Source organism: Carnobacterium jeotgali MS3 (assembly GCF_000745125.1).
Taxonomy (GTDB): domain Bacteria; phylum Bacillota; class Bacilli; order Lactobacillales; family Carnobacteriaceae; genus Carnobacterium_B; species Carnobacterium_B jeotgali.
In genome coordinates this window covers 182,362-196,915 of sequence record NZ_JQNF01000010.1, presented here as the reverse complement: position 1 = coordinate 196,915, position 14,554 = coordinate 182,362, and the positions used below count along the sequence as shown (strand labels likewise).

Annotated in this window: 14 protein-coding genes; 13 read left to right on the top strand and 1 reads right to left on the bottom strand. The window is 36.0% G+C overall.

The genetic code is table 11. The features are described 5' to 3' along the window. Positions 1-15: 15 nt before the first annotated feature. Complete coding sequence (locus tag BP18_RS08475; protein WP_007721043.1) at positions 16-837, bottom strand: aminotransferase class IV; 822 nt, start codon at positions 835-837, stop codon at positions 16-18. 158 nt (positions 838-995) lie between these two features. On the opposite strand from BP18_RS08475, the gene BP18_RS08470 reads away from it, so the two are divergent. The 13 genes from BP18_RS08470 (at position 996) to BP18_RS08415 (ending at position 14,542) form a co-directional block, all read left to right on the top strand. After that, entirely contained in the window at positions 996-1,619 is a 624-nt protein-coding gene (locus tag BP18_RS08470) for an NUDIX hydrolase (protein WP_007721041.1), read from the top strand. Positions 1,620-1,778: 159 nt separating this feature from the next. After that, the gene (locus BP18_RS08465; RefSeq protein ID WP_007721039.1) at positions 1,779-2,870 is read left to right on the top strand and encodes an ABC transporter permease; all 1,092 of its coding nucleotides are present in this window, start codon (positions 1,779-1,781) and stop codon (positions 2,868-2,870) included. Between the two features lie 15 nt (positions 2,871-2,885). After that, positions 2,886-3,563, top strand: coding sequence for an ABC transporter ATP-binding protein (locus BP18_RS08460; RefSeq protein ID WP_029277236.1), 678 nt, complete (start codon positions 2,886-2,888; stop codon positions 3,561-3,563). Positions 3,564-3,613: 50 nt separating this feature from the next. Continuing rightward, positions 3,614-4,069, top strand: coding sequence for a MarR family winged helix-turn-helix transcriptional regulator (locus BP18_RS08455; protein ID WP_029277234.1), 456 nt, complete (start codon positions 3,614-3,616; stop codon positions 4,067-4,069). Positions 4,070-4,125: 56 nt separating this feature from the next. Beyond that, the gene (locus tag BP18_RS08450) at positions 4,126-5,637 is read left to right on the top strand and encodes a phytoene desaturase family protein (protein WP_035050586.1); all 1,512 of its coding nucleotides are present in this window, start codon (positions 4,126-4,128) and stop codon (positions 5,635-5,637) included. Between the two features lie 44 nt (positions 5,638-5,681). Next, complete coding sequence (locus tag BP18_RS08445; protein ID WP_007721029.1) at positions 5,682-6,542, top strand: phytoene/squalene synthase family protein; 861 nt, start codon at positions 5,682-5,684, stop codon at positions 6,540-6,542. Positions 6,543-6,623: 81 nt separating this feature from the next. Beyond that, on the top strand, positions 6,624-8,126 hold the full coding sequence (locus BP18_RS08440; protein WP_029277231.1) for a phytoene desaturase family protein: 1,503 nt from the start codon (positions 6,624-6,626) through the stop codon (positions 8,124-8,126). Continuing rightward, positions 8,119-9,531 carry an aldehyde dehydrogenase family protein gene (locus BP18_RS08435; protein WP_029277229.1) on the top strand — a complete coding sequence of 471 codons (1,413 nt, stop codon included), beginning with the start codon at positions 8,119-8,121 and terminating at the stop codon, positions 9,529-9,531. Before BP18_RS08440 ends, BP18_RS08435 begins: the two co-directional genes overlap by 8 nt. Before the next feature lie 65 nt (positions 9,532-9,596). After that, positions 9,597-10,652, top strand: coding sequence for a glycosyltransferase (locus BP18_RS08430; protein ID WP_231549457.1), 1,056 nt, complete (start codon positions 9,597-9,599; stop codon positions 10,650-10,652). 15 nt (positions 10,653-10,667) lie between these two features. Next, a complete protein-coding gene (locus BP18_RS08425) occupies positions 10,668-11,192 on the top strand; it encodes a glycosyl-4,4'-diaponeurosporenoate acyltransferase CrtO family protein (protein ID WP_035050584.1) in 525 nt (174 codons plus the stop codon). A gap of 124 nt (positions 11,193-11,316) precedes the next feature. Continuing rightward, positions 11,317-11,487, top strand: a complete 171-nt coding sequence (locus tag BP18_RS12460) for an OmpA family protein (protein WP_197050107.1) — start codon at positions 11,317-11,319, stop codon at positions 11,485-11,487. A gap of 133 nt (positions 11,488-11,620) precedes the next feature. Further along, on the top strand, positions 11,621-12,067 hold the full coding sequence (locus tag BP18_RS08420) for a CopY/TcrY family copper transport repressor (RefSeq protein ID WP_007721018.1): 447 nt from the start codon (positions 11,621-11,623) through the stop codon (positions 12,065-12,067). Positions 12,068-12,085: 18 nt separating this feature from the next. Further along, positions 12,086-14,542 carry a heavy metal translocating P-type ATPase gene (locus tag BP18_RS08415; RefSeq protein WP_081835466.1) on the top strand — a complete coding sequence of 819 codons (2,457 nt, stop codon included), beginning with the start codon at positions 12,086-12,088 and terminating at the stop codon, positions 14,540-14,542. Positions 14,543-14,554: the final 12 nt, after the last annotated feature.

Here is a 14,554-nt window from a genome sequence, read left to right as displayed (position 1 = left end):
AGTCAAGTGAACGCGTTAACGACTAGTAGCAGAGTGAATATAAGACTCAACAAGTTTCGTGTATTCATTCATCAGGGCTTTAATGATTGGATTGGATGTAGAGGGTAAAGTTAGTGTTTCAATCGATTGGATGGGTAATATATTATTCCCAGTACCTGTAATAAAAGCTCCATCAATTTCAGCTAATTTTGAAACAGGGATGGTTTCTTCTAAAACCTCAAAGCCCAACGTTTCACATAAAGCTAACGTTTTTTTTCGAACAATACCAAGTAATACATTCTTAGCAGGCGAGGTGTACAGTTTATTCTGCTTAACAATAAATAAATTTGAACGGCTGCCTTCAGTAACATGATTGTCTTGATCGACGAGTAACACTTCATAAGCTTGCTGTTTTTCTCGTTCAGCTAAAACTCTTTTTTGATAATCATTTCGTACGGTTTTGATATTTGGATCTATTCTTTCCATTTTCAATAAAGTTGTATGCATACCATTTAGGTAATACTCTTGTGGCGGGTAAGTCGTTTTCGTAAAGAAAATTAACAGTCCTTTTGAAGCAGTTAAAATAAGTTTGATATTCTTATTAGAAACTTGATTTACAGAAATCAATTGATAAATCCGTTGCGTTATAGACTCATCAGAATCAGTTAAGGTTAAATTTGTAGCGGCAGCGGATGCTTTAAACCTTTCTAAGTGATCTTCTAAAAAAAGAGCGACCCCTTGTTGAACACGGATAACCTCATAAATCATTTTTCCATCCAGTTGGTTAAAAATAGTGCTATTTTCGGTTGCTTTTTTTTGGTCATTTATAAAATAAAAGGTCTCTTCTACTTGTTCCATAATAATCTCCCTTTTGTATGAACGCATGAACTGTCATATTTCTTCTATTGTAATCAACTTATTACAGGATTAGCAAGAATTATATTAGTATAGTACAGCTGGATTAATTATAATGAGGTATATCGTTTATTATATGAATATCTGAAGGAGGATTAAATATGTTAGAAGAAATAAAAATCTTGTTGGAAAGCCATAGAGTGAAACCGCTTAATAATCAACGCCATTTTGCAGTACTGATTCCTTTAATTGAAGTAGATGAGGAGATGCATCTTTTATACGAAGTACGCAGTAAAAGTATCTCTCAACCGGGTGAAACGTCTTTTCCTGGTGGAAGAGTCGAAAAAGGGGAAACGTATAAAGAAGCAGCTATCCGTGAAACAATGGAAGAATTATCTCTTTCTAGAGACGCCATTCAAATTTTAGGCGAAATGGATTATATTGTGAATGAGCACCTCGTTATTCGAGCTTTTGTGGGAGAAGTGAAAAAGATAAGCGTGAAGGATATTCAATTTAATGAAGAGGTAGATGAAGTCTATACTGTGCCGTTAAATTATTTTTTAACTCACGAGCCGGTATATTATACTGCAAATGTTAAATTGGAACACGAAAAAGGGTTTCCTTATGAGCTGATTCCTGGAGGTGAAAAATACAATTGGAAGCAAGGAAAGCATGCTGTCCCATTCTATAACTTGAGCAATCATACAATCTGGGGATTCACGGCTAATCTGACGGATCGCTTCGCACGATTGTTGAAAGAGTACAAAAGGGAGGGTGATTTATAGCAATCATGTAGGAATTGTAAAAAACAAGTAAGAAAATTGTACATTTTTTTTCGTTTACGGTATGATATATCGTGTATGATGCAATGGGTTACATACAGTCAAAATACAACAGAATTCATTGGTCTAAAAAGAAGCAGGTAGTTAAGAGGGGGATATAATATGTTTTTAGCATGGAAAGAAATTAAGTATTCAAAAACCAGATTTGCATTGATTATTGGGGTTATGGTATTAGTATCCTATTTGGTTTATTTTTTAACAGGGTTAGCATATGGTTTAGCGCAAGATAATCGAACAAGTGTGGATAAATGGGAAGCAGATGCGATTGTTTTGACGGACGAATCAAATACCAATATCAATATGTCTATGTTGACATTTGAACAAGCAAAAGAAGTAAAAGCAGATGAAACTGCGTTACTTGGTTTAGCGCCTAGTGTTATTAGAAAAGTTGGCGAGACAGGCGAATCTTCAAAAATAAATGCAACATTTTTTGGTATTGATCCAGATGAATTTATTATGCCCGAAGTCATAGATGGACGAGCATTTGAAACTGATGATGAAGTGGTTGCTGACATCAGTTTAAATAAAGAAGATGGCATTGAATTGGGAGATGAGGTTCAACTTGCTGGAAGCGATAAAGAAGTAAAAGTAGTTGGATTTACTGAAAATGCTAAGTTTAATGTGGCACCGGTATTGTACACTACGATTGACTCATACCAAGAAGTACGCTTTGAAGCAAGTGATGATTCAGAAAATGGTCGAATCAGTGCAGTAGTTGTTCGTGACTCTTCAGATTCTTTTAAAAAAGTTGTTGCAGATGCTGACGATTTAGTTGCGTATTCTATTGGGGATTACATCTTTAAAATACCTGGATACAGCGCTCAAGTCTTAACATTCGGTTTAATGATTGGTTTCTTAATCGTAATCGCCGCAGTCGTTATTGGAATATTTATCTATGTATTGACTTTACAAAAAACAAGTATGTTTGGAGTAATGAAAGCACAAGGAATCTCTTCAGGCTATATCGCTAAATCTGTAGTTGCACAAACATTCTTATTATCTACTATTGGTGTGGGAATAGGCTTGACTTTAACGGTTATCACGTCATTTGTTCTGCCAGCAGCAGTTCCATATAGCACAAATTGGCTATTTATTGCAGGAATAACAGCATTGCTTATTGTTATAGCTGTTTTAGGAGCATTATTCTCAGTACGGACAGTCGTTAAAATCGACCCATTAACAGCAATTGGATAAAGGAGGAAAACAAAAATGAAATTAATAGAATTGGATAACGTAAGCCGTTCTTTTGGTGAAGGACACAAACGAATAGAAGCATTAAAAAACACCACTTTTTCTGTAGAAGAAGGCGAGTTCGTTGCTATTATAGGTCCCAGTGGATCTGGTAAAAGTACCTTATTGACAATTATTGGAGGATTACAAAAGCCTTCAAATGGAACAGTAGAAATTAACGAAAAACCATTTAGTGATGTGAGTGAAAAAGAACGTGCAGCTTTAAGATTCAAAGAAATCGGTTTTATTTTGCAAGCGTCAAACTTAGTTCCATTTTTGACTGTGAAAGATCAACTAAACTTAGTCAATAAAGTTGAAAAATCAAAAGTGAAGAAAGAAAAACAAAAAGAACTGTTAGAAGAATTAGGAATTTATGATTTGAGAGATAAATACCCAAGTGATTTGTCTGGCGGAGAACGTCAACGTGTTGCGATTGCGCGTGCTTTGTATCATGAGCCTTCTGTTATTTTAGCAGATGAACCGACTGCTAGTTTAGATTCTGAAAAAGCCTTTGAAGTAGTTGAGATATTAGCACGTGAAACGAAAATTAAAAAGAAAGCAACCATAATGGTTACTCATGATGAGCGTTTGATTAGCCATTGTGACAAAGTTTACGTGATGAAAGACGGCGTTTTAACGTTGAGAGAAACTAATTAACGTGAGTATTACAATTGAAATGAATGGACTAGATGGAAGGGGAAAAAATAATGGATGAATCAATATTCGTTCGATCTTTAGAAGACCAACTGTGCTTTGAAGTATACAAAGCTTCCAACGGATTTTCAAGAATGTATGGAAGAGCCTTGAAGCCATTCGGTTTAACTTTTCCTCAGTATCTTGTTTTGTTAGCGCTATGGGATGAAGATCATGTCTTTATAAAAAACATAAGCGATCGTATAGGTATGAGTATAGGAACAATGAATCCAATCTTAAATCGGTTGAAAACTCAAGGATGGATTGAAAAAGTAATATCAGATACGGACAAGCGAGCAGTAGTAGTGACGTTAACTGAGAAAAGTCAGCAATCTAAAAAAGCTATATCAAAAGCTATTTTGAATGAAATTATTCAGTGTAACATGGAAGATATAAGCAATGATGCTTTTGTAAAAGGTTTGAAGTCTTTAAACCATGAATTTGAATGGTTAGAAGAGAAAAATAATTAAGTTGAACTCAGGCTAAAAATAGGAACCATACAAATATAAATTAGGGGGAAGACTTTTTGAGTAAAAAAATAGCGGTTATTGGGGCTGGTGTAGCCGGTTTAGCCAGTGCTATCCGGTTGCAACATGAAGGATATGAAGTAGAGATATTTGAAAAAGAAGCCATTCCAGGCGGAAAAATGAATCGGATTGAAAAAGACGGATATACATTTGATTTAGGCCCAAGCTTAGTAATGATGCCTGAGATTTATAAAGAAGTTTTCGAATTGGCAGGAAGAAATCCAGATGATTATATTCCTATGACCAGACTCGATCCTATGTATTCAGCGTTCTTTGGGCCAGAGGAAAAAGATCGATATGATGTATCTTCAGATCTTGTTAAATTGATAGCTTCACTAGAAAATCTTAGCGATGAAGATGCAGAAGGATTTTTAAGTTATTTGCAAGATATTTATGGGCGTTTTATCGTGGCGAAAAATCACTTTTTACAACGACCTTTCAGAAGTGCGTTAGATTTTTATAACCCCTTTATGATTAAGCAAGCGCTGAAGTTGAAAACATTTGATACGGCTAGTCATTCTATCGGTAAATTCGTAAAAGACAAACGAATGCAGCAAATGTTAAGCTTTCAAACCCTTTATATAGGTGTTTCACCTAATAATGGACCTTCTCTTTATTCGATCATTCCAATGATTGAATTCCTTTACGGTGTTTGGTTCATTAAAGGCGGCATGTATACAATGGCTAAGTCAATGGAACGTTTATTTTTAGAATTAGGTGGAAAAGTAAACTATAATAGTCCAGTAGAAAGTATTTTGATTCAAGATAAAAAAGCTTATGGGATCAAACTGAAAGACAAAGAAGTACTAACGGATTTTGTTTTATGTAACGCTGATTTTCCTTATGCTATCAAGAATTTAGTGCAAGACAAAGCTGCAAAAGGCAAATATACGGACAAAAAAATTGATAGTATGAAGTATTCTTGTTCTTGTTTTATCTTGTACCTAGGGATGGATCGTAAATATGATCAGGTTGATCAATTGCATAACTTTGTATTTACAGAAGATCTAGATAAAAATCTTGAGGATATTTTTGATGGAAAATTATTAGATAAACCCTCTTACTATTTATATATGGCTTCAAAAATGGATCAATCTATGGCACCAGAAGGCAAAGATGGATTGTATCTGTTAGTTCCCGTTTCAGATCTTTCGACAGCAGATTACGAATGGAATGAAGAAACGATTCAGTATTACCGTTCACAAGTATTGGACTCGCTTAAAACCCTAAAAGGTTTTGAAAATGTTGAAAATGAGATTGTATCGGAAACGTATATGACACCATTAGATTTTGAAGAAAAATTCAATGCCTATAATGGAGCATGTTTTGGATTGAGACCTAATTTGTTACAAAGCAATCATTTTAGACCACAAGCAAAAGCAAAAAATTGTGAAAATCTTTATTTTGCCGGAAGCAGTACCCATCCAGGTGCAGGTGTCCCAATTGTCTTGTTGTCTGCTAAGATAGCTGTAGGAGAATTGTTGCTAGATGACCGTGGCGTTAAATACTAATGGGTTGAAGAAAGTAGATGAATAAAAGCTAGGAGGGGCGGAATATGGAATTAAACAAACAAGAAACCATAAAACAAGATTACCAGTACTGTGAAAATATTATTAAACAGCACTCCAAGAGTTTTTATTATGCTTTCTCACGTTTGCCTAAAGCTAAGGCACAAGCCATATTTGCGATTTACGCCTTTTGTAGGCGAGCCGATGATGAGGTAGATTTAGCAGAAACAGCACAAGAACAGTTAGCAGCAGTGGAGACGCTTGAAAAAGAATTGGCTCTATTTGAAAAGGGACAGCCAATTGATCATCCAGCTTGGAGAGCGTTAACTGATGTGTTTGAACGATATGATATGGATATTCAACCGTTTTATTATCAATTAACGGGTCAAAAAATGGATATTCAATTTAGTATGCCTGAAACGATGTCAGACTTAGAAAAGTATTGTTTTTATGTCGCTGGCTCAGTGGGGCTTATGTTGTTGCCTGTACTAGCTTCTGAAACGGATAAAGATCTTACGCAAACAGCTGTAAATCTAGGGTTAGCCATGCAATTGACTAATATATTGAGAGATATAGGGGAAGATTTTCAAAATATTGGACGTGTGTATATTCCTATTTCAGAATTAGAAAAGGAAAACTATTCTATTCAAGAGTTGAAGGAAAAAAAAGTGAATGATAAATTTATTCGTATTTGGGAAAGATTGGCTCAACGCGCTGAAGAACTTTATGATAATATTCAATCGGATTATCGCTACTTTGATGAAGATAGTCGTTTTCCGGTTGAATTATCAGCTAATATTTATAGAGGTCTGCTAAATGCGGTGCGAAAAAATAAGTACGATTGTTTTACAAAACGTAATTATGTTTCTAAAATGGAGATGCAGCGTATTTACCAAGCAATAAAATAAGAAATTGTCCTTGACGAATGAGCACGATGTTTGAGTCTGGGGCTTTTCTTATACAATAAAGTACATGAGGAGTGTTTGAATATGTCATCTCAAAAAAAATCAGTCATTGTTATTGGCGGAGGATTAGGCGGAATTTCGGCAGCTATTTCACTGGCCCAGAGTGGGTATAATGTATCGCTTTTTGAACAAAATGATCATCTTGGAGGCAAGTTAAATCGTTTAGAACAAGACGGTTTTGGTTTTGATCTAGGTCCATCAATCCTAACAATGCCTCACGTATTTGAAAAATTATTTACAGACAGTGGACGTAAGATGGATGATTATCTTTCTATCATTCAATTAGATCAACAATGGAGATCATTCTTTCCAGATGGTTCAGTTATTGATTTGTATGGTGATTTAGAGAAAATGTCTCGTGAAAATAAAGAGTTAAGTGAAAAGGATCTGAATGAGTACAAAGAGTTCTTGTCTTACGCTAAAAAATTATACGATGCGACTGAAAAAGGCTATTTTGAAAAGGGATTAGACAAAACAGGAGAAATTTTTCGTGTGCATGGGTTAATAGGGGCGATGAAAGATTTTGATTATTTTTCATCCATGTATGATGCTATTGAAAAAAGAATCAGTAATCAAAAAGTCAGAGACATGCTGGCTTATTTTATAAAATACGTCGGTTCGTCCCCCTATGATGCTCCAGCAGTCTTAAATATGATGATTTATATGCAACATGCTCAAGGTGTTTGGTATGTACCAGGTGGGATGCATAAAATTGCAGACGGGCTGGTTAAATTAGCTGGCGAATTGGGCGTGGAATTTCACACCGGTAAAGCCGTTACTTCATTACTTAAAGATAACCAAAATCAAATTCAAGGCGTCCAATTTGCAGATGGTTCGTTAAAAAAGGCTGATTATTATGTTTCAAATATGGAAGTTATTCCAGTTTATAAAAAATTATTGAATGAAGATACGGATTTTATTGATAAATTAGAAAAGAAATTTGAGCCTTCAAGCTCTGGCTTAGTGTTGCATTTAGGTGTAAGTAAAGAATATCCTCAGCTTGCGCACCATAATTTCTTTTTCTCAGCTGATCCAGCTCACCATTTTGATACAGTATTCAATAAGCACGAACTACCGGAAGATCCTACTATTTATTTAGTAAATGTGAATAAAACTGACCCAACTCAATCTAAACCAGGACATGAAAATATCAAAATATTGCCTCATATTCCTTATATTCAAGACAAACCCTTCACTCAAGAAGACTACTTGCAATTGCGTGAACGAGTCTTGATCAAATTAGAGAAGATGGGTTTAACAGATTTGCGACAACACATTGTGACGGAGGATATGTGGACACCGGATGACATTGAAAAAACCTATGGATCGCACAAAGGATCAATTTATGGCACCGTATCTAACCGCAAAAAAAATCATGGATTTAAACATAGTAAACACAGTGAAAAGTATGACAATCTTTATTTTGTTGGAGGCACTGTAAATCCAGGTGGAGGTATGCCTATGGTTACTATGAGTGGTCAACAAGTTAGAGATAAAATCGTGCAAAGAGACCAAGAAAATGACTGAATCAATAAGAATTTACAAACAAAAGTTAAAGTGGACGATTATTCAACAGCAGCAGAAAAGAAGAGTGGTTGAAACAAGTCTTTCAGATATCAACTACCGCAAACAACAATTGTTTACTTTTCAGTTAATGTTAGAAGAGAATCAAACGGAATTGTTGAATGCGCTTTATGAAGATTTGGGCAAATCACCTGAGGAAGCTTATGCTTCTGAAATTGCAGTATTGCTTCAAGAAATCGACTTTTTGAAACGTAAACTCAATCAATGGCAAAGAACTAAAAAGAAGCATCACATTAGATTGAGTTCAATTAGCAAAACAAGTATCCAACATCATCCTTATGGATCGGTACTGATTATTAGTCCTTGGAATTATCCTTTACATTTAGCACTTCTTCCTGCAATTGGGGCAATGGCAGCTGGAAATAGTTGCTTCATTAAACCTTCAGAATATGCACCTGCAACAGCCAATTTAATTGCACGATTAGTTGAACAGTATTTTTCACCGGATAATTTAGTGGTTGTTACTGGAGATGCTTCAGTGGCTAGTGAGTTATTAGAGTTGCCATGGGATTTCATTTTTTTTACTGGAAGTAAAAAGGTGGGGTCAATTGTTCATAAAGCTGCAGCTGCAAGACAGATTCCAATTGTGCTGGAATTAGGTGGAAAAAATCCTTGTATCGTTGACGAAACAAATCTAACTCCGACAGTTGTTCAACGTATCATTTGGGGTAAATTTTTAAATGCAGGACAAACTTGTATCGCTCCTGACACGGTTTATATCCATGAGTCTGTTTACACTAAATTTCTCCAACTAGCGACTGATCAAATCAAAACATTCTATGGAACTCAACCGATTCACCATTCGAATTTCGGCCGGATTGTTCATGATAAACAAGTTGAAAAATTAAAGAATTATTTGGAACAAGGAAAAATCTATTATGGTGGGCATGTAGATACTGCTAATCGATTTATTGAACCAACACTATTAACCGATATTCCAATGGATAGTTCGATTTTACAAGAAGAAATATTCGGTCCAATTTTGCCAATTATTCCTTATACCGATTTAACAACCTTAGTTCATCAATTGAAAGATTATCCTGATCCGTTAGCTGTATATGTGTTCAGTAAAGATAAAGAAACTAGTCAATTTTTGAAAAGAGAATTGCGTTCAGGAGCGTTCAGTTTAAATCAAGTAATTTTACATGCTGTCAGCTCACATAGTCCTTTTGGTGGAGTCGGAGCAAGTGGTTTTGGGCGCTATCATGGAATGGCTAGTCTAGCTACTTTTAGTTATTTGAAGATGGATTATGAAAATATTTTGCCTTTCAATAGCCAAAAACAATACCCACCATATCAAACAAATGATTTGAATTTGCTTCGTAAATGGAGGCGTTGGTTATTTTAGAAGTGGAAAGTATCGTAATCGTTTTTTGTGTTTTGACAGCCCTAGCTCTCGTTAGTGGTTTCCTTATGCTTTGGAAAGTTCCTTTAGCACTCAAGAAAGAGCAACAGCTAAGTTTTGGAAAAACGGTATCCATTATTATTCCTGCTAGAAATGAAGAAAATCGTTTGCCCAAATTGCTAAAGTCATTAAAAGAACAATCCGTCTATAACATAGAAATAATAGTAGTCGATGATGATTCAAAAGATCAAACGGTTGCGATTGCTAAAGGTTATGGCGCTAAAGTAATCCAGAGAGCGAGTTCTGAGGAAGATATTGGGAAATCCGCTGCTTGTTGGCGTGGAGCCCAAAAGGCCAATGGAGATTGGTTACTCTTTTTAGATGCAGATACGTGCTTTGAAAATCAATTTAGCTTACAACATTTACTAAATACGTATCAAACGGTTGGTGGAGATGGCATTCTATCTTTTCAGCCTTATCATAAAATAACCCATTTATACGAAAATATGTCAGCCGTTTTTAATATTATTTTAATGGCTGGAATGAATACTTTTACACCTATAGGTGATAAACTTAAAACAGCTGGATCTTTTGGTCCCTGTATTTTGTGTACAAGTGAAGAGTATTTTAGTGTGGGCGGTCACAAAGAAATACAAGGGGCAATCATGGATGATTTAGCTTTAGGAGAGTTATTCGCCAAGAAGGACTTCCCAGTTCGTTGTTACAGCGGAAAAGAAACCATTTCTTTCCAAATGTATCCAGAAGGAATGAAAACATTGGTAGAAGGATGGACAAAGAGCTTCGGGACTGCGGCACAATCTACTCATCCAATAGTCACGTTAATGATATCAAGCTGGATTAGCGGAAGCTTTTTCTCTATGATTGCATTAATTGGCGCGTTGAGTACAACCCACTATAGCCTGTTAGTAGCAACTAGCCTTTTGTGTATCTTGTACCTAACGCAGTTTTATTGGTTGGCCAGACGAGTAGGGAACTTTAAGTTTTATGCGCTTGTCTTCTATCCGTTCCAATTTTTATTTTTTGTTGGATTGTTTGTCTGGTCACTTATTTTAACAAAAGTTTTTCACCGGGTGAAGTGGCGAGGGCGTAATATAGAAGTATAGTGGAGGGAAAATGCAATGCAGCTAATAGAATTATCTGTTTTCTGGACCATCGTTGTTGATAGTGTCGCTTGGCTTTTTTTTCATTTAGCTATTTCTATGTTTACGTTGAGTTTACCTGACCACTTTTTTCAAAAAAATTCCTTACTGTATCGAACTAGGAAATGGGAAGCTGAAGGACAATTTTGGCAAAACCATTTTAATGTTAAGAAATATGCCAAATATATTCCCGAAGGTTCTCGTATTTTAGGAAGTGGCTTTTATAAAAGAAAGTTGCAACAGAAAGAAATGAACTATTTAGAAACCTTTATAATCGAAACAAAAAGAGCAGAACTCACTCATTGGCTTTCAATTCTGCCTTCAGGATTGTTTTTTTTCTGGAATCCCGTTTGGGCAGGGTGGATCATGGTTATTTACGCATTGATGTTTAATGTACCGATTATATTAGTGCAGCGCTATAATCGACCACGCCTAGAAAAAGTATTCAACCGTAAAAAAGAAAAATACGAACAAAAAAACGCTCATTCTAGCAGTATAGAATGAGCGTTTTCTTGTTTAGAAGAGACTTAAAAAAACTAAGTTAATTCCCTATATGGTCAGTAGAGATAAATGACCGATTAGTATGGGTATTTGGAGGAATTATGATGGGAGGCTTAATTATTGGATTTTGATCAATGATCATAAGGCTTATCAAAGAACGGGAATTGATCCAAAGCGCATTTCTGTAGTAGGATACGGTGAATGCCGACCAAAAGCAGATAATAAAACAGAAGAAGGCCGGGTCGATAGTTTGATTTTAACTAGTGAGTACAATGATACTGAACAAACAACACAATAAGAAAAGAGTGAAACTTCGCTCTTTTTTTATTGTGTTGTTTTTTTTTGAATGTAAATAGTTGACAAAAAACGATTACGAATGTAAACTATAAATATAGAACGATTACGAATGTAGTCGAAAGGAGTGAAACTTAATGATTAGTAACATTCAACCGAATATTTCCGATGCTGAATGGGAAATCATGCGAGTAGCTTGGACGAACCAAACGGTAACGAGTAAGCAAATTACAGCAATAGTAAAAGAAAAAATGAATTGGAAACAAGCGACGATAAAAACATTGATTGGTCGACTCGTTGATAAAGGCATGTTGCAAACAGAAGCTGTTGGCAATAAGTATTTGTACAGCCCGTTAATTACTGAAGAAGAAAGTTTGAAAAGTAAAACCAACGATTTTTTTGATCAGGTCTGCAATCGAAAAGTTGGACAAACAATTGCCAATCTTATTAGTGAAGCAACGTTAAGTCACGCAGATGTAAAAATGTTGGAAGAGCTTTTAAAAGAAAAAAGAAACGAAGCAGTCGATGTCGTTTCATGCGATTGTATTCCTGGTCAATGTGATTGCCAAAACCATCAGCACTAAAAAAAGGAGTGGATAAAGGTGATTGAGAAATCATTTACGATTGAAGGTATGAGTTGTGCATCTTGTGCGCAAACAATTGAAAAAGCAACTAAGAAATTACCGGGAGTTCAAGAATCAAGTGTGAATTTAGCTACTGAAAAAATGCATATTCGTTACGATGAAGCGAGTCTGACATACAAAGACATTCAAGAAGTAGTCAGTCAATCCGGCTATAAAGCTTTAACAAATACAAAGCAGAAAACATTTGTAATTGAGGAAATGACCTGTGCGTCTTGTGCTCAAACAGTTGAAAAAGCTACTGGTAAATTGCCTGGTATAGTAAGTGCAAGTGTCAATTTTGCTACAGAAAAAATGTCGGTCCAATATGACCCAGATCAGTTAGTCTTATCGGATATTACAAGTGCTGTCAAAGATGCGGGTTATGAAGCTCATGAAGAAATTGAAACACGAGATGCGGTAGACGTGGATCGTGAGAAAAAGGCTCAACACATAAAAAATATGTGGCAACGTTTTTGGATTTCAGCAGTATTTACGATTCCGTTATTGTACATTTCAATGGGACATATGTTAGGAATGCCTTTACCTGAAGCAATAGATCCCATGATGAATGCTGGAACGTTTGCTTTAACGCAATTGATTTTAACCGTGCCAGTTGTATTTTTAGGAAGAGAATTCTTTAAAGTAGGCTTTAGAGCGTTATTCAAAGGTCACCCAAATATGGATTCGCTCGTCGCATTAGGAACGAGTGCAGCCTTCTTGTATAGCTTGGTTGCTACGATAGGAATAATAATGGGAAATACTGATTTAGCGATGGAACTTTATTATGAATCTGCGGCAGTTATTTTGACATTAATCACCCTCGGTAAATACTTTGAAGCTCTTTCAAAAGGAAAAACTTCTGAGGCCATTAAGAAATTAATGGGACTTGCTCCGAAAAAAGCTAGCGTGATACGCAATGAACTAGAGGTTGAAGTCACCATTGATGAAGTACAAGTAGGTGACATTATTATCGTCAAACCAGGTGAAAAGATGCCGGTCGATGGAGTCGTTGTTGAAGGAATCACTTCAGTAGATGAGGCAATGCTGACAGGAGAAAGTATACCGGTTGAAAAAACAATCGGCGATGCAATCATTGGAGCAAGTATCAATAAAAACGGGACAATTCAATACAAAGCAACGAAAGTCGGAAAAGATACAGCTTTATCTCAAATCATTAAACTGGTTGAAAATGCACAAGGTTCAAAAGCGCCGATTGCCAAACTAGCTGATATTATTTCGGGTTACTTTGTACCAATCGTTATCGTTTTGGCCGTTTTATCAGGTTTGGCTTGGTATTTGGCAGGCGAGTCTGGCGTATTTGCTTTAACGATTGCAATCTCCGTATTAGTCATCGCTTGTCCATGTGCACTAGGTTTAGCGACACCGACAGCAATTATGGTTGGTACCGGAAAAGGTGCAGAACACGGAGTATTAATTAAAAGTGGTGGAGCGTTAGAAAAAACACACAAAATCCAAACGATTGTTTTTGATAAAACGGGTACAATCACAGAAGGCAAGCCTGTAGTCACCGATATCGTAACAGTTAATGACCTGGCTGAAGAAGACTTGCTGATTCTTGCAGCGTCTGCTGAAAAAGGGTCCGAACATCCACTAGGAGAAGCCATTGTTCATGGTGCAGAAAATAAAGGATTAACATTTCTTAAGATACAATCGTTTAATGCGCTGCCAGGGCATGGTATTGAGGTGAACATTGAGAATCAGTCTATCTTATTAGGAAATAAAAGACTCATGCTAGACCGTGGTATTTCGCTTGATTTAGTAGAAATGACAGCTGATACACTAGCTGGAGAAGGAAAAACGCCAATGTATATTGCTAAAGACGGTCAAATGGCTGGGATTATTGCTGTTGCAGATACTGTAAAAGAAAATAGTTTGAAAGCTATTGAGAAATTGCATAAAATGGGACTAGAAGTAGCTATGATTACTGGTGACAATAAACGAACAGCCGAAGCGATTGCCAAACAAGTTGGAATAGACCGGGTATTAAGTGAAGTAGTACCAGAAGAGAAAGCAAATGAAGTTAAAAAATTACAAGCAGAAGGAAAAATCGTTGCGATGGTTGGAGACGGTATTAATGATGCTCCTGCTTTAGCACAAGCGGATATCGGAATCGCTATTGGAACAGGTACAGATGTCGCTATGGAATCTGCTGATATTGTGTTGATGAGAAGTGATTTGATGGATGTACCAACTGCTGTTGAATTAAGTAAAGCTACTATCAAAAATATCAAAGAAAATTTATTTTGGGCATTTGGCTACAATGTTCTTGGGATTCCGATAGCAATGGGATTCTTGCATGTCTTTGGCGGACCGTTATTAAATCCAATGCTAGCTGGAGCAGCAATGAGTTTTAGTTCAGTATCTGTCTTGATTAACGCTTTGCGCTTGAAAAGATTTAAACCCGCTGTTAAATAAAAGCTTAAAAAA